General features: G+C 68.4%; 17 protein-coding genes (1 of these 17 only partly in view). 5 read left to right on the forward strand and 12 right to left on the reverse strand.

Features of this window, described 5'->3' with window-relative positions; translation table 11 throughout:
* The first annotated feature begins 20 nt into the window (after nucleotides 1-20).
* Both fabF and mltG read left to right on the forward strand, forming a co-directional pair.
* Nucleotides 21-1,307 (forward strand): beta-ketoacyl-ACP synthase II, encoded by a 1,287-nt coding sequence (gene fabF, locus QN315_RS18970; protein ID WP_176640608.1) that lies wholly within the window; start codon nucleotides 21-23, stop codon nucleotides 1,305-1,307.
* A 152-nt stretch (nucleotides 1,308-1,459) separates the two neighbouring features.
* Entirely contained in the window at nucleotides 1,460-2,452 is a 993-nt protein-coding gene (gene mltG, locus QN315_RS18975; RefSeq protein ID WP_323990907.1) for an endolytic transglycosylase MltG, read from the forward strand.
* 104 nt (nucleotides 2,453-2,556) lie between these two features.
* Here the strand turns inward: mltG and QN315_RS18980 are convergent, their stop codons facing one another.
* The 3 genes from QN315_RS18980 to QN315_RS18990 all read right to left on the reverse strand — a co-directional run bounded on the left by QN315_RS18980 (nucleotide 2,557) and on the right by QN315_RS18990 (nucleotide 4,925).
* The gene (locus QN315_RS18980; RefSeq protein ID WP_323990908.1) at nucleotides 2,557-3,435 is read right to left on the reverse strand and encodes a lipid-binding SYLF domain-containing protein; all 879 of its coding nucleotides are present in this window, start codon (nucleotides 3,433-3,435) and stop codon (nucleotides 2,557-2,559) included.
* Nucleotides 3,436-3,534: 99 nt separating this feature from the next.
* Nucleotides 3,535-4,323: an inositol monophosphatase family protein gene (locus QN315_RS18985; RefSeq protein WP_176640600.1), complete on the reverse strand. Its 789-nt coding sequence runs from the start codon at nucleotides 4,321-4,323 to the stop codon at nucleotides 3,535-3,537.
* Between the two features lie 86 nt (nucleotides 4,324-4,409).
* Nucleotides 4,410-4,925, reverse strand: coding sequence for an MmcB family DNA repair protein (locus QN315_RS18990; protein ID WP_323990909.1), 516 nt, complete (start codon nucleotides 4,923-4,925; stop codon nucleotides 4,410-4,412).
* A 118-nt stretch (nucleotides 4,926-5,043) separates the two neighbouring features.
* On the opposite strand from QN315_RS18990, the gene QN315_RS18995 reads away from it, so the two are divergent.
* Nucleotides 5,044-5,952 (forward strand): formyl transferase, encoded by a 909-nt coding sequence (locus tag QN315_RS18995; RefSeq protein ID WP_323990910.1) that lies wholly within the window; start codon nucleotides 5,044-5,046, stop codon nucleotides 5,950-5,952.
* On the opposite strand, the gene QN315_RS19000 is transcribed toward QN315_RS18995, so the two are convergent.
* The 6 genes from QN315_RS19000 to QN315_RS19025 are packed head-to-tail and all read right to left on the reverse strand — an operon-like array spanning nucleotide 5,939 to nucleotide 11,901.
* Nucleotides 5,939-7,033, reverse strand: a complete 1,095-nt coding sequence (locus QN315_RS19000) for a glycosyltransferase (protein ID WP_323990911.1) — start codon at nucleotides 7,031-7,033, stop codon at nucleotides 5,939-5,941. The two genes, QN315_RS18995 and QN315_RS19000, sit on opposite strands and share 14 nt — an antisense overlap.
* Nucleotides 7,015-7,830 carry an NTP transferase domain-containing protein gene (locus QN315_RS19005; protein ID WP_323990912.1) on the reverse strand — a complete coding sequence of 272 codons (816 nt, stop codon included), beginning with the start codon at nucleotides 7,828-7,830 and terminating at the stop codon, nucleotides 7,015-7,017. Before QN315_RS19005 ends, QN315_RS19000 begins: the two co-directional genes overlap by 19 nt.
* Nucleotides 7,827-8,609: a sterol desaturase family protein gene (locus QN315_RS19010; protein WP_176639329.1), complete on the reverse strand. Its 783-nt coding sequence runs from the start codon at nucleotides 8,607-8,609 to the stop codon at nucleotides 7,827-7,829. Before QN315_RS19010 ends, QN315_RS19005 begins: the two co-directional genes overlap by 4 nt.
* Nucleotides 8,606-9,721, reverse strand: a complete 1,116-nt coding sequence (locus tag QN315_RS19015; RefSeq protein WP_176639332.1) for an LptF/LptG family permease — start codon at nucleotides 9,719-9,721, stop codon at nucleotides 8,606-8,608. The genes QN315_RS19010 and QN315_RS19015 overlap by 4 nt, the downstream gene beginning before the upstream one ends.
* Nucleotides 9,721-10,932, reverse strand: a complete 1,212-nt coding sequence (locus QN315_RS19020; RefSeq protein WP_408904667.1) for an LptF/LptG family permease — start codon at nucleotides 10,930-10,932, stop codon at nucleotides 9,721-9,723. The genes QN315_RS19015 and QN315_RS19020 overlap by 1 nt, the downstream gene beginning before the upstream one ends.
* Before the next feature lie 60 nt (nucleotides 10,933-10,992).
* Nucleotides 10,993-11,901: a metallophosphoesterase gene (locus QN315_RS19025; RefSeq protein WP_323990914.1), complete on the reverse strand. Its 909-nt coding sequence runs from the start codon at nucleotides 11,899-11,901 to the stop codon at nucleotides 10,993-10,995.
* Between the two features lie 138 nt (nucleotides 11,902-12,039).
* On the opposite strand from QN315_RS19025, the gene QN315_RS19030 reads away from it, so the two are divergent.
* A complete protein-coding gene (locus QN315_RS19030; protein WP_323990915.1) occupies nucleotides 12,040-13,023 on the forward strand; it encodes a diacylglycerol kinase family protein in 984 nt (327 codons plus the stop codon).
* Nucleotides 13,023-14,003 carry a hypothetical protein gene (locus QN315_RS19035; RefSeq protein WP_323990916.1) on the forward strand — a complete coding sequence of 327 codons (981 nt, stop codon included), beginning with the start codon at nucleotides 13,023-13,025 and terminating at the stop codon, nucleotides 14,001-14,003. Before QN315_RS19030 ends, QN315_RS19035 begins: the two co-directional genes overlap by 1 nt.
* A 12-nt stretch (nucleotides 14,004-14,015) precedes the next feature.
* Here QN315_RS19035 and spt read toward each other — a convergent pair whose 3' ends face one another.
* The 3 genes in view from spt to QN315_RS19050 are tightly spaced (at most 29 nt apart) and all read right to left on the reverse strand, a layout consistent with a single transcriptional unit that may run on beyond the window.
* Nucleotides 14,016-15,212: a serine palmitoyltransferase gene (gene spt / locus QN315_RS19040; protein WP_176639326.1), complete on the reverse strand. Its 1,197-nt coding sequence runs from the start codon at nucleotides 15,210-15,212 to the stop codon at nucleotides 14,016-14,018.
* A gap of 5 nt (nucleotides 15,213-15,217) precedes the next feature.
* A complete protein-coding gene (locus tag QN315_RS19045) occupies nucleotides 15,218-15,469 on the reverse strand; it encodes an acyl carrier protein (RefSeq protein WP_176639325.1) in 252 nt (83 codons plus the stop codon).
* 29 nt (nucleotides 15,470-15,498) lie between these two features.
* On the reverse strand, nucleotides 15,499-16,938 hold the 3' portion of the coding sequence (locus QN315_RS19050; protein WP_176639324.1) for a fatty acyl-AMP ligase. Its footprint extends 297 nt past the window's final position; 1,440 of the gene's 1,737 nt are visible here — the last part of the coding sequence; its start codon lies beyond the right edge, outside the window — the gene reads right to left on this strand; its stop codon occupies nucleotides 15,499-15,501.

Genomic DNA, 16,938 nt, shown 5'->3' on the forward strand with positions numbered 1-16,938 from the left:
CATCTAGGGAGCAGAGCGGGTTGGTACAGTCTACCGGAGTGGCGTCGGGAGCCCGTCGCGTTGTTGTCACCGGTATGGGCATTGTCAGCCCGCTCGGGCTTGGGCTCGAACATAACTGGTCGCGCCTGATCGCCGGGGAAAACGGTTTTGGCCGGATCACCTCGTTCGACCCGTCCGACCTGCCCGCCCAGGTGGCGGGCGAGGTTCCTGCCGGCCCGACCGACAGCGGTGGCCTGACCTTGTCCGACTGGGTGTCGGTCAAGGACCAGAAGAAGATGGACCGGTTCATCCATCTGGGCCTGGTGGCGGCGACCGAGGCGGTGGAGGATTCGGGCTGGACGCCGGAATCCGAAGAAGAGCGTTGCCGGACCGGGGTGATGATCGGCTCAGGCATCGGCGGCCTGCAGACGATCTATGACGCATCGATCACGGTTCATGAAGGACGCGCGCGGCGTCTGTCGCCTTTCTTCATACCGTCGGCGCTGATCAACCTGGTTTCGGGTCACGTCTCCATCAAATACGGCTTCAAGGGACCGAATCACTCGGTGGTCACCGCCTGCGCCACGGGCGTGCACGCGATCGGCGATGCGTCGCGCCTGATCATGCTGGGCGACGCCGATGTCATGATCGCCGGCGGCGCCGAGGCCGCGGTGTGTCCGCTGGGGATCGCCGGATTCTGTTCGGCCCGCGCGCTGTCGACCAGTTTCAACGACACCCCCGAAAGGGCCTCGCGCCCGTGGGATCGTGATCGTGACGGGTTCGTGATGGGCGAGGGCGCGGGTATCGTGGTGCTGGAAGAATACGAGCACGCCAAGGCCCGTGGCGCGAAGATCTATGGCGAGATCGTCGGGTACGGCCTGTCGGGCGACGCCCATCATATCACGTCGCCCGCCGAGGGGCATGAAGGTGCGTATCGCGCCATGCAGGCGGCGGTGCGCAATGCCGGCATCGACGTGGCCGATATCGGCTACGTCAACGCCCATGGCACCTCGACCATGGCCGACGATCTGGAGTTGCATGCGGTCGAACGCCTGTTCGGCGATCATGCCGGTGCGCTGGCCATGTCCTCGACCAAGTCTGCCATCGGCCATCTGCTTGGGGCGGCCGGTGCGGTCGAGGCGATCTTCTCGATGCTGGCGATCCGCGACAATGTCGCGCCGCCGACGCTGAACCTGGACAACCCGTCCCGCGAGAGCGTCATCGACCGGGTCGCGCATGAGGCTCAGCGCCGCAAGATCGACATCGCCTTGTCCAACAGCTTCGGCTTCGGCGGCACCAACGCCAGCGTCATCATGCGCCGCGTCTGAGGACGCTGCCCGAGCGGCTTGCCGGGCGGCCAGTCCGCTTTTTCTGATGGGGCGCGTGATTGGGCGAACCGGTCACGCGCCCCATTTCTTTTGCTCCATCGCCTTTGCAGCGCGGCATGGCCGCGCGGTGCGATCTTGCCCGGATATGCAGGATGGTCAGACGCCTTGTCACCCTGATGGCAGTGTTGTTGACGCTGGCGGCCGGTGCCGGCATCGGTGTCGCCGGCTGGGGCTGGTGGGCCTATCGCGCGCCTGGCCCGGCGGCGGAGGCCCGTGCGGTGGTGGTGCCGCGCGGCGGGATCGGCAGCACGATCGCCGCCTTGCAGCAGGCCGGCGTGCTGGCCGGCGGCCAGGCGCGGGCGCTGCTGTTTCGCGCCGCGGTTCGTCTGACGCGCCGCGACGGCGTGCTGCATGCGGCGGAACTGGAATTTCCGGCCCATGGGTCGATGGCCGACGTGCTGTCCGTGCTGCGCCATGCGCATCCGGTCCTGCATTGGGTGACGGTGCCCGAAGGGCTGTCGTCACTGCAGGTCGCCGATATCCTCGATCGCGCGCCGGTACTCAGCGGCGCCTTGCCGACGCTGACCGAGGGCGGAATCCTGCCGCAGACCTATGATTACGAATGGGGCACGCCGCGCGCGGCACTGCTGGCCCGGATGCGTTCGGCGATGAATGCCGCGCTGGATACCGTTTGGCGAGACCGGGAGGCCGTGGCCGAAATCCCCGATCGCCGGACGCTGCTGATCCTGGCCTCGATGGTCGAGCGGGAAACCGCCATCCCGGCGGAACGCAGGATGGTGGCCCGTGTCTTCATCAACCGGCTGCGGCAGGGGATGCGCCTGCAATCCGATCCTACGGTGGTGTACGGCATCAATCGCGGGGCGGGGCCGCTGGGACATGCGCTGACGCGGGCCGAACTGGAAACGCCCAGCGCCTATAACACCTACACGCTGCCCGGCCTGCCGGCGGGGCCGATCTGTTCACCGGGGCTGGTGTCGCTTCAGGCCGTGGCGCACCCTGCCGGCGGCGATGCGCTCTATTTCGTGGCGGACGGGAATGGCGGCCACATCTTCGCCGACAGCCTGGCGGATCATAACCGGAATGTCGCGGTCTATCGGGCGCACCGGCAGGGCATGCCCCGCTGAGGCGCGTCTTTACCCGTTCAAACGATTCCGTTTGAACGGGGTCTATATTATTTTAGTGGCCTGCTGACCCGAGAAATTCTCATAAGAATTTCTCGGGCAGGGCACTAGCGCGGTGCGCCCAGGGGCTGGCTGCTGACGGTGCCGGCGGGTGCCGGGGCGACCTGCATCGGCTCGGCACCCTGCGGGCCATAGGATTGGGCCCCGTAGGCGGCCGACGCGCCCATGGAGGATTGCCCATAGGCTCGCGCACCCAGGCCGGGCTGATAGGCGGCGCCGCCCGACGCCGTGGCCTGGGCCTCGCTGAGCGCGCTGCGCAGCGGATCGGCCCCGGGATTGTTGACCCGCATCGAGATCACGATGTCTTCCGGCCCGACGATCTGGCTGTAATAGGCCCGGTTGGCGCCGCTGTTGACCGACAATTTCGACCCGCCAAGCGCCGCGCCGGCGAACAGGCCCTTGGATTTCTGCAACGCCATGATGTCGGTGTTGCTCTCTCCGGCCGTGCCGCTTTCGATCCCCGAGCCCATGGTGGCGAAGGATGCCGACGCGTCAGCCCCCAACTGGAATTGATTGTCCAGCAATGCCTGAAGGCCGCGATCGGTCATGATGAAGAAGATGACCTCGGAATCCTGCATGCCGAGCTGGATGCCGATATTGGCCGAGCTGAGCGTATAGAAGGCCGGGTCGGACCATGAGCCGCGCGCGTCGCGCGACAGCAGCACGCAGCCGCCGCCCGAGCCGCCGATACCGATCGACATGCGGAAGATCGACGGACAGACCATGACCGCCCGGGCGCGGACCATATAACGGGTGATCTTGCTGTCGGGTCGGGCACCGGCGAACATGTCGCGCACGGTCAGGGTCGCGCGGTCTATCAGGGATTGCTGCGACTCGCCGGCGGCAAGGGCCGGCGCCGAGGACAGCGCCAGGGACGCGGCCAGAAGGGCGGGCACCCCGCGGGAAAGACCGTTCGGCAAAGCCATGCTGCGTGTACTCCTGGCCGGTGGCTGCTGCGGGGCGGATTGTGGCCGGTCCATCCCGGTTCCGATAGTGCTGTTTTGTGTCCTAACCATGGCCGCCGGTCAGTCCAGCGATACCGCCAGGGCGGCGGACAGATCGTCGGCGATTCCCGGAGCGGCGGCAAGCAGCGTGGCGCCGCCCTCCAGCCCGCCGTCGCGCAGGAAGGGCGAGACCCGGGCCCCGGCTTCCTCCAGGATGGCGAGCGCTGCCGCGACGTCCCACAGATTGATGACCATTTCCAGATATCCGTCCAGCCGGCCGCAGGCGACATCGGCCAGGGCCAGCGCGCCGGACCCGCCGGAACGCGGCATGGCGCCGAGACGCAGGATGGCCGCGACCTTTTCCTCGAACACACCTTTGGGGACGCGGTTGCTCCATCCCATCTCGACCATGGCCGAGCGCGTATCCGTGACGGGCGAAGCCTTGATCGGCCGCCCGTTCAGGACGGCGCCGCGGCCGCGCACGGCAGTATAGACCTCGCCCAGCGCCGGGGCATGGATGATGCCCGCCACCGGCAGGTCGCCATCCAGCAGGCCCAGCGAGATGCACCAGCGATTGCGCCCGCGGGCGAAATTGGACGTGCCGTCGATCGGATCGACGACCCAGCGCAGGCGGCCGGTGCGGGTGCGGCCTTCTTCCTCGCCCTGGAAGCCGTCTTCGGGGAACAGGGCCCCGATCCGGGCGGAAATCAAGGCTTCTACGGCGCCATCGGCCTCGGTCAGCCAGTCCTGGGCGCTTTTCAGCGTGGCGGCCGGTCCGCCGGACGGCGGGCGCATGGACATGGCGAGGTCGGCGGCATCGCCGACGATGGATCGGGCGGCTTCGAACCGGCACAGGATGGCGTCGGACATCGGGGGCCTCTCTTGGGGCGGGTGACAGATGTGCATGGCGCATATCGCGGCGCCTGTCAGCCCCGCCCGGGCTTGCAATGCGCCACTCATTCCACGCGGCGCGCCGCGCGCAGTGCGGCTGTAATCGCCGGGTCATTCAGCCGTGCGAGCCGCTCGGCGGCCTGCATGGCGAACAGATGGGTCAGTTTCCGCCGGCGCGCCGGCGCCAGCGTGTTCTGCGGCGCATCGCGCAGGATGGCGGATTCGGCGATCACCTCCAGCCCGGTCGGCAGCAGGCCGGTATCGGCGACCATGATTCCCGCGGTCTCGGGCAGCAATGCCAGGGGAAATCCATGGTCGACCGCGAAGAAAAGCTGGTCGCTCCACTCTTGATAGGTTTCCCATTTGCCGTCGGCCAGGAAGTCGCGCGGACCGGATTTGATCTCGATGCATACAAGGCCATTGTCCGGACGCAAGGCCATGATGTCGGCGCGCCGCCCGTCCGGCAGAACCAGCTCGTTCAGGGCGGCCCAGCCCAACTGGCCGCAAAGATGCAGGATGGCGCGGCGGATGGCGAGCTGGTTTTCCGCAAGGTCGGTCGACATGGTCGGGCAGGGTGCCATGATCGGGCGGCCCCGTCACGGCGGCCGTTTGCGATCGCCGCGGGATCGGGTAGGCGTGGACGAACCGGGGCGTGCCAGGGCGGGATGCCGGACAGACGAAAGGCGGGCGGAAGACGGTATGGGATTGCTGCGGACGGATATCTGGCGGACCGGCATCATTGCCCGTCCGATGTCCGACATCCTGGCGCGCGGGACGGTCGAGGGGTTGCCCGTGACATGGCTGCCCGACCAGGGCGCGTTCCGTTTCCTGGCCGATCCATTCGGGCTGTGGCGGGACGACCGGCTGCACGTCTTCGTCGAAGCCTATGATTATCGTGACCGGATCGGCCGGATCGAGATGTTCGTCCTCGACCGGGCCCTGCGCCTGCTGGACAGCAGGCCCGTCCTATCCGAGCCGTGGCATCTGTCCTATCCGGTGGTGATCGAGGACGGCGATGCGGTCTATCTGCTGCCCGAGGCCCATCGATCGGGGCGGTTGAGCCTGTATCGTGCGGTCTCGTTTCCCGATCGGTGGATGCGGGTGGAGGATTTCGCCTTTCCGGTGGCGGCGATCGATGCCTCGCCGCTGCGGGTCGGCGACCGCTGGTGGATCTTCTTCAGCCCGCCCGGGGGCAGCCCGGCGGACCGGCAGAGCCTGCTGCATGCCGCCTTCGCCGACAGCCTGCTCGGCCCGTGGCGGCTGCATCCAGCCAATCCGCTGCGCTGGGACCGCAGCGCAGCGCGCCCAGGCGGCACGCCCGTGATCGTCGACGGGCGGATCATCCTGCCGACGCAGGATTGCAGCGCCACCTATGGCGGGGCGATCACTCCGCTGACCGTCACCGAACTGGGGATGGCGCGCGTCATGACCCGGCCCGGGCCGCAGATCCGTCCGCCATCGTCCTGGGCGCCGTTCACCGACGGGCTGCACAGCCTGTCGGCGGCGGGGGACGTGACGCTGCTGGACGCCAAGACGATCACCCGCTCGCCGCGCCGGATTGCGATCGAACTGGCGCGGCGTGGGCGGCGGCTTATCAGGAACGGGTAGGGCGCGAAGCGGGCTGTACCCGATCCAGGATCGCCCGGCCGGCGGCGGCGAACCGCTCCGGCGCGAATCGGTCCAGCACTTGCGTGCGCGCGGCTTGCCCCATGCTGGCCAGCCGGTCCGGCCGGCGCAGCGCCCGTGCCAGCGCAGCCGCCAGCGCCGGCGGGTCCCTGGGCGGGACCAGCCAGCCGGACATGCTGTCCTGCACCGTATAGGGGATTTCTCCCACGGCCGAGGCGATCGGCGCCAGGCCGGCCTGCATGGCCTGATGTACGCCGATGCACAGCCCCTCGTGCAGCGAGGGCTGGACGTAGCCATGTTGCATCGCCAGGAAGGGAGGCACCGCGTCCTGGAACCCGGCCAGATGCAGGTTGGTCAGCCCGTATTGCCGGATCAGCGATTCGAGGTGCGGTCGTTCCGCGCCCTCGCCGGCGATGGTGATTTCGAACGGCGGCAGCGTCGTGTCGGCCTTCAGGATCGCCAGAGCGCGGCACAGGTGATCATAGCCCTTGACCGGATGCAGGCGCCCCAGCGAGCCGATGCGCACGGGTTCGCCCGCTTGCCAGGGCCGTGCGACCGGGCAGCCCGGATCGGCGCGGAAGATCGGCCACAGCATGGCGCGGCCGGGCGGAATGGCCAGGCGATCATGCATGAAGGCCAGCACGCATCGCGAATCGGCCACCCAGAGGCGGCTGAGTCCGCGCAGGGTGCGCAGCAGGCGCGTATTGGCGGGGCTAAGCCCCGCCGAATGCTGCCAACTGACCACCGGGATGCGCTGTTTCAACCCGATCATCTGCCCCATCACCGTGGCGCGGGTCAGCGATGTCCAGATCAGGTCCGGACGCCAGGAAGCGACCTGGCGGTCCAGCCAGCGCAGGGCGGCGACATGGTCCTGCCTGCTGCCCGCGCGCACCGCCGCTTGCAGGCCGCTTGCGGTGACCGCCGGCAAAGCGCGGCCGTCGCGGCGCAGCAGCGCGAAGAGCGCGACCTCGTGCCCGGCATCGCGCATCAGGCGGGTGATGTCGGGTACCGGAAAGGCGGCGCCGCCGCCCTCGACCGAATTGATCACATAGGCGATGCGCATGATTCAGCCCCGGTGCGGGCCCCGGTACGGGTCCAGGCGCGGGACAGGATCGCCTCGGCCTGCGCCAGGTCGGCGGGCTTGTCGATATCGACCGCGGCGCGCCCGTCCGGCAGCGGGACCAGCCGGACCGTGGCGTGGCTCAGGACTCCGATCCGCGCGCACAGCGCCGCCCGGGTCAGCCGTCCGGTCGCGTAGCGCAGCAGGACCATCGGCCCCAACAGGCGGGCCATGCGCAACGGGTGCTTGCGCTGTCGTTCGATCCGTTGCCACAGCCGCACGACGCCCAGGGCGGCCGGGGTGCGGAACAGGAACAGGTTGCAGCCGGAAAAGGCGCCGTCCGCCAGGCGGATCAGCGTACGCCTGCCGCCCGGCGCATCGCGGGCGATATCGCCGGCCATGGCGATGGCGGCCGCCATGTCGCACTGGGTGCCGGCCGAGGCCAGGAACGCATCGATCCATTCGGGGCGAAGCAGCGCGTGGTCGGCCGTGGTGACCAGCAGCGGCGTGCCCAGCGTCGACAGGGCCTCCATGACGCTGGCGCTGGGTCCTGGCGCCGGGGGCAGGACGCCGACCGGGTGGTCCAGGACCCCGTCCAGGATTTCGGGTCTTTCGATGCTGACGACGATCCGGCCGACGCGTGGATGGGCCGCCAGCGCGTCCACCACCCGGGCGATCATCGGATGGCCGGCGACGGGCAGGATCGCCTTGTGCGACACGCCGGCGGCCCGGGCCATCGGGTCGGACGTGCCGGCGCGCGTGCCTGCCAGGACCAGGACGGTCAGCAGGCCGTTCGTCACGCCGCGTTCCGCTGGGGCGGCGCGCCGTCCGGCTTCTCGCGCGGCGGCGCGCCGGTCAGGTCCATCACCCAGGGATAGAGGGCGGCTTCCTGGACGTCGTAACCCAGGTTGAAGACATGGGCGCTGCGCGGCCGCGCGCGGGCGTCGGCGTAGTAGCTGCCGAACAGGCGGTCGACGAAGAAGCTGGTGATGCCGTAATTGCCGTCCTCGTGATGGAAATGATGCAGGACGTGGCGCTGTTTCATCTTCTGGATCCAGCGCATGCGCGGCTTGTAGTTCAGATGCTGGATGCAGTGGAAGAATTCGTAGATGCAGGTGACGGTCAGCCCGGTCCCCATCGCGGCGGCGGCCCCGCCGAGATGCCCGATCGAATAGCCGACGGGCAGGGTGATGAGCGCGATCGTCGGCAGGGTGTTCAGCGGCGAGCCGAACAGCACGTCCAGCAGATGCGGATCCTGATGATGGTCGAAATGGATGCGCTTCCACAATGAAGCGGTCCATTTCATCCGATACAGGAAGCGCCCGTGCAGGATGAAGCGATGGATCAGGTACCACGCGACCGGGTAGATCGCGATGACGGCGCCCATGGCGACCGCGGTAGGCAGGATGCCCGGGAAATGGCGGCCCAGCATCGCGAAGCTGGCCACGGCCAGCGCGATATAGAGCAGGATGGTCGGATAGGTCAGGTAGGCGATCCACAACTGGCGGAGATCCATCTTGCCCAGATCGAAGCTCCGCCCGGTGCGGAGGGACCCATTGCGCAATGTCGAGCCGATCATCTCTCTTCTATCCTCAGCATCACGACGCCGACCGCGCACGTGAAGATCACGACGCCTGGCAGGGTCGCCAACAGTGCCGGCAGCGTGCCGGCATTGCCCAGGGCCCGCAGCAGTCCCTGGAACACCACGAACAGCAGGCCAGCCCCCAGGCACCAGACGGGCAGCCAGCTTCGCGTACCCGTCCGCGGTGGGATATAGACCACCGGCAGCGCCAATAACAGCATGACGACGAAAGTCAGCGGGGTTAGCGCGCGATCCAGCAATGCGGTCCGAAGATAGCCCGGCGGCTGGCTGGATGGCGCGCGGCCCTGCAGCATGGAAATCGCCGCCGCGGCCGATAGCGGCGGCGTATCGGCCGCCAGGCGCATCACCTGCGCCGGGGTCAGCGGATCCGGCCCGTCCAGGTCCCGTATCGGGCCGGATGGCAGAGCGGCGGGCCGGACCGATACGGAGGCGACATGCAGCCCGCGGCCAAGGCCGCCGATCCAGTGTCCGTGTGCGTAACGGGCCGAATCGAGATGGCTGGCTTGCGTCAGCCGCCCGGCCGCGTCGCGCCGATACAGATCCACCTTGCAGAGCAGCCGCCCGCCCTCTGCCGCATAGCCGACATCGACCAGCGTCGCGCCGCTACGGAACCAGAATCCGTGCCCGGCTTCGGGATGGGGGTCGGTTTCGTTCCACCATTGCGCCAGCACCAGTTCGGTGCGCGGCGTGACCTGGTCGTCCAGCACCATGTCGGCCAGACCCAGCCCCAGGACGGCCGGCAGGCACAGCGCGACCAGACCGGGCGTCGACAGGCCCGCTGCCCGCAGGATGGCGATTTCGCTGTTCGTCGTCATCTGGACCAGCAGGAGCAGCGCGCCGATCAGGACGGCCAGCGGACAGATGGTGCCCAGCAGCATCGGCGCGCGCAGGAGCGTGAAATAGAGCACGCCGCCGAGCCCGAGATGCCGTTCCAGGATCGGGGTCAATTGTTCCAGCAGCGCCAGGATTTCCATCAATGCAACCAGGATCGCGCCCGTAGTGGCGACGCGCAGCACCAGCTCGCGCGACAGATAGAAGAGCAGGACGCGGGACCTGCGCGACGACGTGGGGACCGTGGCGTGCCGCATCAGGACGGGCCGGTGGCGGGGCGCCGCCGCCATGTCCATGCCCATATCCATGCCTGGCCGGCCCCCGCCGATCCTGCGCGGCGCAGCACCAGCCAGGTGCAGGCGCAGCAGAACAGGGCATAGGGGCCCCAGATCGCCGGCCAGGGCGACAGGCCGCGGCTGGCGACCAGGCTCTGCCCCAGTTGCAGCGCATGGTCGAAGCCGACCAGGCTGATCGCCGCGATCGCCAGGCCCAGATTCTGCCGCTGCCGCTTGGCCAGGCCGGCCAGGGCGCAGGCCAGAAGCGGGATGAACGGAATGGCCATGGCGCGCGCAAGGCGGAAATGCAGCTCGGCCAGCAGGTGGGACCGCCGGATGGCCGGATCATGGCCGCGGATCGCCCGGCGCAGTTCGGGCACGGTCAGTTCCCGCTCGTCATTGCCGCGCGGGCGGAAGGCGTGGGCCGTGTTGCGCGTGCGGAACAGGCGGGTCGTGCTGGCGAAGAGCGTCAGGGTCGGCCGGCTGTCGTCCCGGTCGGTGACGATGATGCCGTGCGCCAGGTCCAGGCGTACGACGTCGTTGTCGCCAGTCATGAGCAGCCGGCCAGCGGCGGCGGTGATATCGCGCTCCAGCCCTGGGCTTCGTTCGCGCAGGAAGACGTGGAACAGGCGCGTGCCGGCCCCTTCGACCTGGTCGGCGGTCAGCATCAGCGTGCCGCTGGGCGTGGCGAACATCCGGCTTTGCAGGTGCGGCGCCCACCCGGCATGGCTGGCCAGGTACAGCGCCTGGCGGAAATCGTAGCGGGCATAGGGCTGGATGAAGCCGTACAGCGCGAAGCTGATTGCCGCCAGGGCCAGGCCGGAGGCGACGAAGGGACGGGCGATGCGCAGCAGGGACGTACCGCCGGCCATCAAGGCGTCGATCTCGTTGTTCTGGCTCATTCTCCGCACGACGGAAAACACGCTGACGCAGATCGCGGCCGGCAGCGCCAGCCCCAGATAATGCGGCACCAGGTCGGCCAGCAGGCCCGCGAAGACCTTCAGCGTCCCGCCATCGGCCGCCAGGACGTCGAACAGGACCAGCAGCCGTTCCAGGAGCAGCGCGGTCATCACGACGCCCAGCGAGATCGAGAAAGGGGGAAGCATCTGCGCGATCAGGTACCGGTCCAGCGTTCCCGGAAGGATTCGCCGGATGGAAGGAGGCCAGGACGGAGGAATGAGAGACGCGCGCATCATGGCGTCCAACACATACGCGCCGCGTTCAACGGACTCAAATCGCACCGGGCTCAAAACTCAAAATCGCACGCGGGCGGCTCTTTCCGTCTCGATCGACCAGCAGGGTAGTTCGCGTACGGCGTGTCCGGGGGCGACGATACGGCGGCGGATCTCGGCCCGGTAGCCCCGGGTGGTGGCGGTGACGGCGATCCGGTGCCATGCCGCCGCCCGTTCCTGGCACCTGGCGTGCATCGATGCGGAAGCGATGCCCAGGACCGGAACCAGCCCGTCGGGCCCGGGCAGGGTGGACATACAGGATATGTGCGCATGGCCGTGCAGGACCATTTCGGCGCCCGTCCTGGCGATCGCGGCGGAGAACAGGCCGGCATCCAGCAGCGACTTGCGGTGCGATACCAGGCCGGTGATGGGCGGATGATGAATCATGACCACGCGGAAGCGGCCCTGCCGCCCGGCTTCATGCAGGATATCGGCGAGGCGGGCCGCCTGGCTGGCACCGATCCGTCCGGCGGCGGAGAACCAGGCCATCGGCCGTGCCGAATTGACGCCGATCAGCGCCAGCGGGCCGATATGGCGCAGGTAAGGGAAACCGTCGGCGTCCGCTGCCATCCACGGGGCCCACTGGCCCAGCGTCTCGGACCACGATTCGCGGACCAGCATGTCGTGATTGCCGGGAATGGCGCAGATCGGACCCGGCAGGCGCGTATGCAGCCACTCGGCCGCCTGCCGGCATTCGGCCGGCAGGCCCAGATTGGTCAGGTCGCCCGTCAGCGCCACGACATCCGGAGCCATCGCACGGATATCGGCGGCAACGGCATCCGCCACCGCGCGGTCATGCAGGAAGCGCCGCTTGCAGCGCCAGGAGATCTGACTGGTCATCCGCTTGTTCAGCAACGCCCTGGCCGGAATGCGCAGCCTGTCATGCGGCAGATGCAGGTCTGAGAGATGGGCCAGCGTGATCTCGGGCAAGCAAAGCTCTCCTGTGGCCGGCGCAGGCGGGCGCGGGGCTTCGTGGACGGGGCATCGATGTTCCCGCCTTGCAATGGCGTCTGGAACGCGGCTTATGAGCCTACGAATGTACGACGCACAGAAAAAGGCCGGCACGGCGTGAGCGAACCGTTTGCCCTGATCCATAATTCGCGCAGTCGGCGCAATGGGGTGGAGGATGGCAGTTTCCGCAAGCGGGCGGCCCGCGCGCTGGGGCCGCACTTCTTCCATTCCACCAGCCGGACCCTGCTGCCCGAGGCGGTGGCTGAACTGGCGCGGCGCGAGGTCGGGGTCATCGCGGTCGATGGCGGGGATGGCACGGTCAGCGACGTCATGTCGGCCATCCATCGCTTCTACCCGGCGGATGCGCTGCCGGCGCTGGCGGTCCTGCCGTCGGGCAATACCAACCTGATTGCCGCCGATGTGGGGTTCGGCCTGCGCGGCCGCGCGGCGCTGGAACGCCTGACGGTCATGGCGCGCGCGGGCACGCTGCGCAGCACGGTCGCCCGGCGCGACGCGCTGGCCATTCGATGGTCCGATTCCACGCGCCCGGTGGCCCTGGGCATGTTCCATGGGGCGGCGGCCTTCACGAAGGGGGTTCGCATCGCCCACCGGCCGGCCATCCTGAACCGGTTCTCGCACGATATCGCGGTCGCCGTGGCCATCGCGTCGTCGCTGGGACGTCTGATGTTCCGCTCCACACGCCGCAAATGGCTGGCCGGGAATCCGGTCACCCTGGCCGTCGGGGCGGAGGCGCCGCGGACGATGGATTGCTTCCTGTTCATGGCCACGACCCTGCGTTGCCTGCCGCGCGGCATGTGGCCTTTCGCCGCGCGGCAAGGGGCGGACGACGGAGCGGGATTGGCCTATTTGAACGTACGGGCCTTTCCCGAGCGGCTGCTTGCGGCGACATGGGCTTCGCTGCGGGGCGAGACGCCGGCCTGGCTGGACAGTGCGCCGGCCTATGAACGGGGGCGGGCCGACTGCCTGTCGCTGCGGATCGACGGGTCCTTCGTGCTGGACGGCGAAATCTGGGATTCCGGCCCGGATGGGCGAACGATCCTGACGGCCGGCCCGCGTTTCGATTTCATCCGGGGGGCGTGATGGGGTCCGATCATTCCGCCATGGCGGCGGCAGGGCGGGTGGGGCACCTGCTGGCCGGCGAACTGGTCCAGCCGGTCGACCCTGCCGTCACCGATTTCGTGGCGCGGCTGGTGGGCGACGCGCCGGTGCTGGGGGTCCTGTTCTATGGCTCGGCATTGCGGCAGGCCGATCCGGACGGAATCCTGGATTTCTATGTGGTGGTGGCGCGCCAGGCCGACTGGCCGCGCGGCCGTGCGGCCAGGGTGGCCAACGCCTTGCTGCCACCGAACGTGGAATATCATGAAGCGACGGCCGGTGGCCGGTTTCTGCGCGCCAAGGTCGCGATCGTCACGCTGGCGCAGTTCCGGGCGCTGACCGGTCGCGGCACGCTGGACACCACGATCTGGGCCCGGTTCTGTCAGCCGGCGCGGCTGGTGTGGGTGCGGGATGCCGATGCCGCCGATGCCATTCTGGGCTGCCTGATCCGGGCGGTTGCGGTGGCGTCGTGGTGGGCGGCCTGTCTCGGCCCCGTGCAGGGAACGGCGGAACTGTACTGGGATGGGCTGTTTGCCCGGACATACGGTGCCGAACTGCGCGTCGAAACGGCGGCCCGGGCCCGCAGCCTGCTGGACGGCCGGGTGGCGCGCTACCGCGCCCTGCTGGAGGCGGCATGGCAGGCATCGGGCCTGTCCTTTACCCAGACGGGTGACCAGTTTCGTCCCGCGCTGCCGGACGCGGTCCGGGCGCGGGCATGGCGGCGGTGGGCGCTGCGCAGCCGGCTCGGGCGTCCGTTGAACGTGGCGCGCCTGGCCAAGGCCGCGTTCACCTTCGCCGGAGGGGCGCGCTATATCGTATGGAAAATCCGCCGCCATTCCGGGGTCGAGCTGCGGCTGACACCGTTTGCCGAGCGCCATCCACTGCTCTGCCTGCCCCGGCTGTTATGGTCGCTGCACCGGGCGGGATTGTTTCGGCGGACGGAACAGCGGGACGGCAGCCCCTGACCAGGCCGCGCCTTATTGCCGCAGGCCCAGTTCGCCGGCCACGGTGGCGAAGACGTCCACCGCGCGGTCGATCTGCGCGGCACTGTGCGTCGCCATCACCGAACTGCGCAGCAGCGGATGCTGGTCCGGCGTCGCGGGCGGCAGGCTGAGATTCACGTAGACGCCCAGATCCAGCAGCCGGTTCCAAAACTGTACCGCCTGCGCGACGTCGTCCAGCACTACGGAGACCACCGGGCTGGCCTGCGGGCCGGTACGCAGGCCGGCGGCATTCAGCCCGGCATGAAGCCGGCGAGCATTGTCCATCAGAGCGTGGCGCAGTTCGGGCCGGCTTTCCAGTTCGCCCAATGCGGCCATCGTCGCCGCGATGACGTCGGGCGGCAAGGATGCGGTGAACATGTACGGGCGCGAGCACAGGCGAATCAGGTCCAGCCCGTCATGGTCCGATACGCAATAGCCGCCGACCGTGCCCAGGCTTTTGGAAAACGTGCCGACCACGAAATCGACATCGGCTTCGACGCCGTCGGCTTCCGCCACGCCGCGGCCGTGTGCGCCCATGACGCCGACCGAATGGGCCTCATCGGCCAGCAACCATGCGCCGGTCTCGCGTTTCACGGCGGCGAATTCGGCCATCGGCACGACATCGCCCATCATGGAATAGATGCCTTCGACCACGATCAGCTTCGCTCCCGGCGTGCCGTCCAGGCGGCGCAGGCGCTTGCGCAGGTCCTCGGGATCGTTATGGCGGAACCGAATCACCTGCGCATGGCCCAGGCGGCTGCCGTCATAGATGCTGGCGTGGCTGTCGGCATCCAGCAGCAGGTAGTCGTCCTTGCCGGCCAGGGCGGAGATCACGCCCAGATTGGCCTGGTATCCCGTCGAAAACACCATGCAATGGCGTCGCCGGAAGAACCGGGCGATGCGCTCCTCCAACTGGCGGTGCAGGCCCTGGGTCCCGTTTGCGATCCGTGACCCGGTGGTGCCCACGCCGTGGGTGCGCAACGTGTCGATCGCGGCCGTGACAGCGGATTCGGACTGGCTGAGGCCCAGATAATTGTTGGTGCCGAACAGCAGCGTCTCACGTCCTTCGATCAGCCCGACGGTCGAGGAGACCGGCCGCTCGATGACCACGGCAAACGGATTGCGGCCGCCACCCGCAGTGACGGCGGCCAGCGAACGGGCCAGCCCGTCATACTTGCTGAAAATCGACATCGGGATCAGCCGCCGTGTTTCAGCGACACGATGCAGGCGGCCAGGTCGTCGATGGTCCGGATATCGGCAAGCCGGTCGAGCGGCACGGAGACGTCGAGCGAATCCTCGATCTCCATCACGAAATTCATGACCGCGAGTGAATCGAACGCCAGGTCCTCGACGATCTTGCTGCCGCCATCGATGTCCCGAGGAACCTTAGGATTGGCCAGCAATGTCTGGATGATCAGGGCAGAGACCTCTGCCGTCGTTTCACTCATCGATGTCTTCCTTTTGCAGAGCTGCCCGGTTACGCGACCGAGGCAGTCTCGGCAATGGTTTCGAACGCGCCGGACAGCAGCATCGCCTTGGCTCGGGCGCGCGTCAGCTTGCCGGACGACGTCTGGGGCAGCGTGTGCGGCGGAACGAGGATGACCGACACGTCCACGCCGTGCTGCCGCCGGAAGAGATTGGCGGCCTCGGTCCGCAGCAATTCCCGTGCCTCGGGGGTCGAGGCACGGCACTGGATCAGGGCCACGACCTTCTCGCCCGCTTCCTGGTCGATCGAGAACACCGCGACGTCACGGCTGCGCAGGACGCCGATTTCGGTTTCCGCGGACCATTCCAGATCCTGGGGCCAGATATTGCGGCCATTGATGATGATCAGGTCCTTGGCGCGTCCGGTCACGACCACCTGCCCGTCGAGCATGTAGCCGAGATCGCCGGTATTCAGCCATCCCGCATCGTCCAGCACGCGCTGGGTTTCCTGTGGCTGGTTGAAATAGCCGCGCATCAGGCTGGGGCCGCGGGCGAAGATGGTACCGACCTTGCGGTCCGGCAGGGCCTGGCCCGTGGAGTCGCGGATTTCGAGTTCATGTTCCTCCAGCACCTTGCCGCACAGGACGAAGGTGCGCAGCGCCTGGCCCGGGTCGTCGGAGGGGCGGGCGATCCCCTGGGTCTCCAGGACGCGCAGATCGACCGTATCGGTCTGGATGCCCGACGCCAGCGGAACGAAACTGATGGCCAACGTCGCCTCGGCCATGCCGTAGCTGGCGGTGAAGGCCCGGCTGTCGAAGCCCGAGGCGGCGAAGCGCTCGGCAAATTCCTCAAGGATGTGGTGACGGATCATGTCGCCGCCGATCCCCGCGATTCGCCAGCAGGACAGGTCCAGGGCGATGGAGGTGGCGCGCCGGGCGCACAGTTCGAACCCGAAGGAGGGGCTATAGGCGATCGTGCCGCGGTTGCGGCTGATCAGGTCCAGCCAGACATGGGGACGGCGGGCGAATTCCCGCGTCGGCAGCATATCCACGCTCAACTGGCAGGTGACCGGGGTCAGGAAGAAGCCGACCAGCCCCATGTCGTGATAGAGCGGCAGCCACGAGACGCAGCGATCGCCGGTGTCGCGCACTTTCAGGCCGTCGCGCGCGATCGCGCGGGCATTGGCCATCCCCGAGCGCTGGGTCACGGCCACCCCCATCGGGAAGCGGGTGCTGCCCGACGAGAATTGCAGATAGGACAGGTCGTCGGGGTTCACGGTCGGCAGGGCGAGGTCATCCGCCGGCAGGGCCATCAGTTCGGCCGGCCGGCCGCCGAAGCGCAAGGTGAAGCCGTCGATGATCTCGTCGGTCCAGGATGCGATGATCTCGGGGATGATGACGGCCGACGCACCGGCGCTTTGGATCATGCCGCGCAGCGTGGTCACGTAGCCCTGGCGCCCGCCGAAAGCGACCGGCAGAGGCATGGGGGCGGG

Origin of the sequence: Nguyenibacter sp. L1 (assembly GCF_035199985.1) — a bacterium.
Taxonomy (GTDB): domain Bacteria; phylum Pseudomonadota; class Alphaproteobacteria; order Acetobacterales; family Acetobacteraceae; genus Gluconacetobacter; species Gluconacetobacter vanlangensis.

Excerpts from the sequence above, each read along its gene's own strand:
- mltG (WP_323990907.1), top strand. The coding sequence starts at position 1,460 with ATGGTCAGACGCCTTGTCACCCTGATGGCAGTGTTGTTGACGCTGGCG.
- QN315_RS18980 (WP_323990908.1), bottom strand. The coding sequence starts at position 3,435 with ATGGCTTTGCCGAACGGTCTTTCCCGCGGGGTGCCCGCCCTTCTGGCC.
- QN315_RS18985 (WP_176640600.1), bottom strand. The coding sequence starts at position 4,323 with ATGTCCGACGCCATCCTGTGCCGGTTCGAAGCCGCCCGATCCATCGTC.
- QN315_RS18990 (WP_323990909.1), bottom strand. The coding sequence starts at position 4,925 with ATGGCACCCTGCCCGACCATGTCGACCGACCTTGCGGAAAACCAGCTC.
- QN315_RS18995 (WP_323990910.1), top strand. The coding sequence starts at position 5,044 with ATGGGATTGCTGCGGACGGATATCTGGCGGACCGGCATCATTGCCCGT.
- QN315_RS19000 (WP_323990911.1), bottom strand. The coding sequence starts at position 7,033 with ATGCGCATCGCCTATGTGATCAATTCGGTCGAGGGCGGCGGCGCCGCC.
- QN315_RS19010 (WP_176639329.1), bottom strand. The coding sequence starts at position 8,609 with ATGATCGGCTCGACATTGCGCAATGGGTCCCTCCGCACCGGGCGGAGC.
- QN315_RS19015 (WP_176639332.1), bottom strand. The coding sequence starts at position 9,721 with ATGCGGCACGCCACGGTCCCCACGTCGTCGCGCAGGTCCCGCGTCCTG.
- QN315_RS19020 (WP_408904667.1), bottom strand. The coding sequence starts at position 10,932 with ATGCGCGCGTCTCTCATTCCTCCGTCCTGGCCTCCTTCCATCCGGCGA.
- QN315_RS19035 (WP_323990916.1), top strand. The coding sequence starts at position 13,023 with ATGGGGTCCGATCATTCCGCCATGGCGGCGGCAGGGCGGGTGGGGCAC.
- spt (WP_176639326.1), bottom strand. The coding sequence starts at position 15,212 with ATGTCGATTTTCAGCAAGTATGACGGGCTGGCCCGTTCGCTGGCCGCC.
- QN315_RS19045 (WP_176639325.1), bottom strand. The coding sequence starts at position 15,469 with ATGAGTGAAACGACGGCAGAGGTCTCTGCCCTGATCATCCAGACATTG.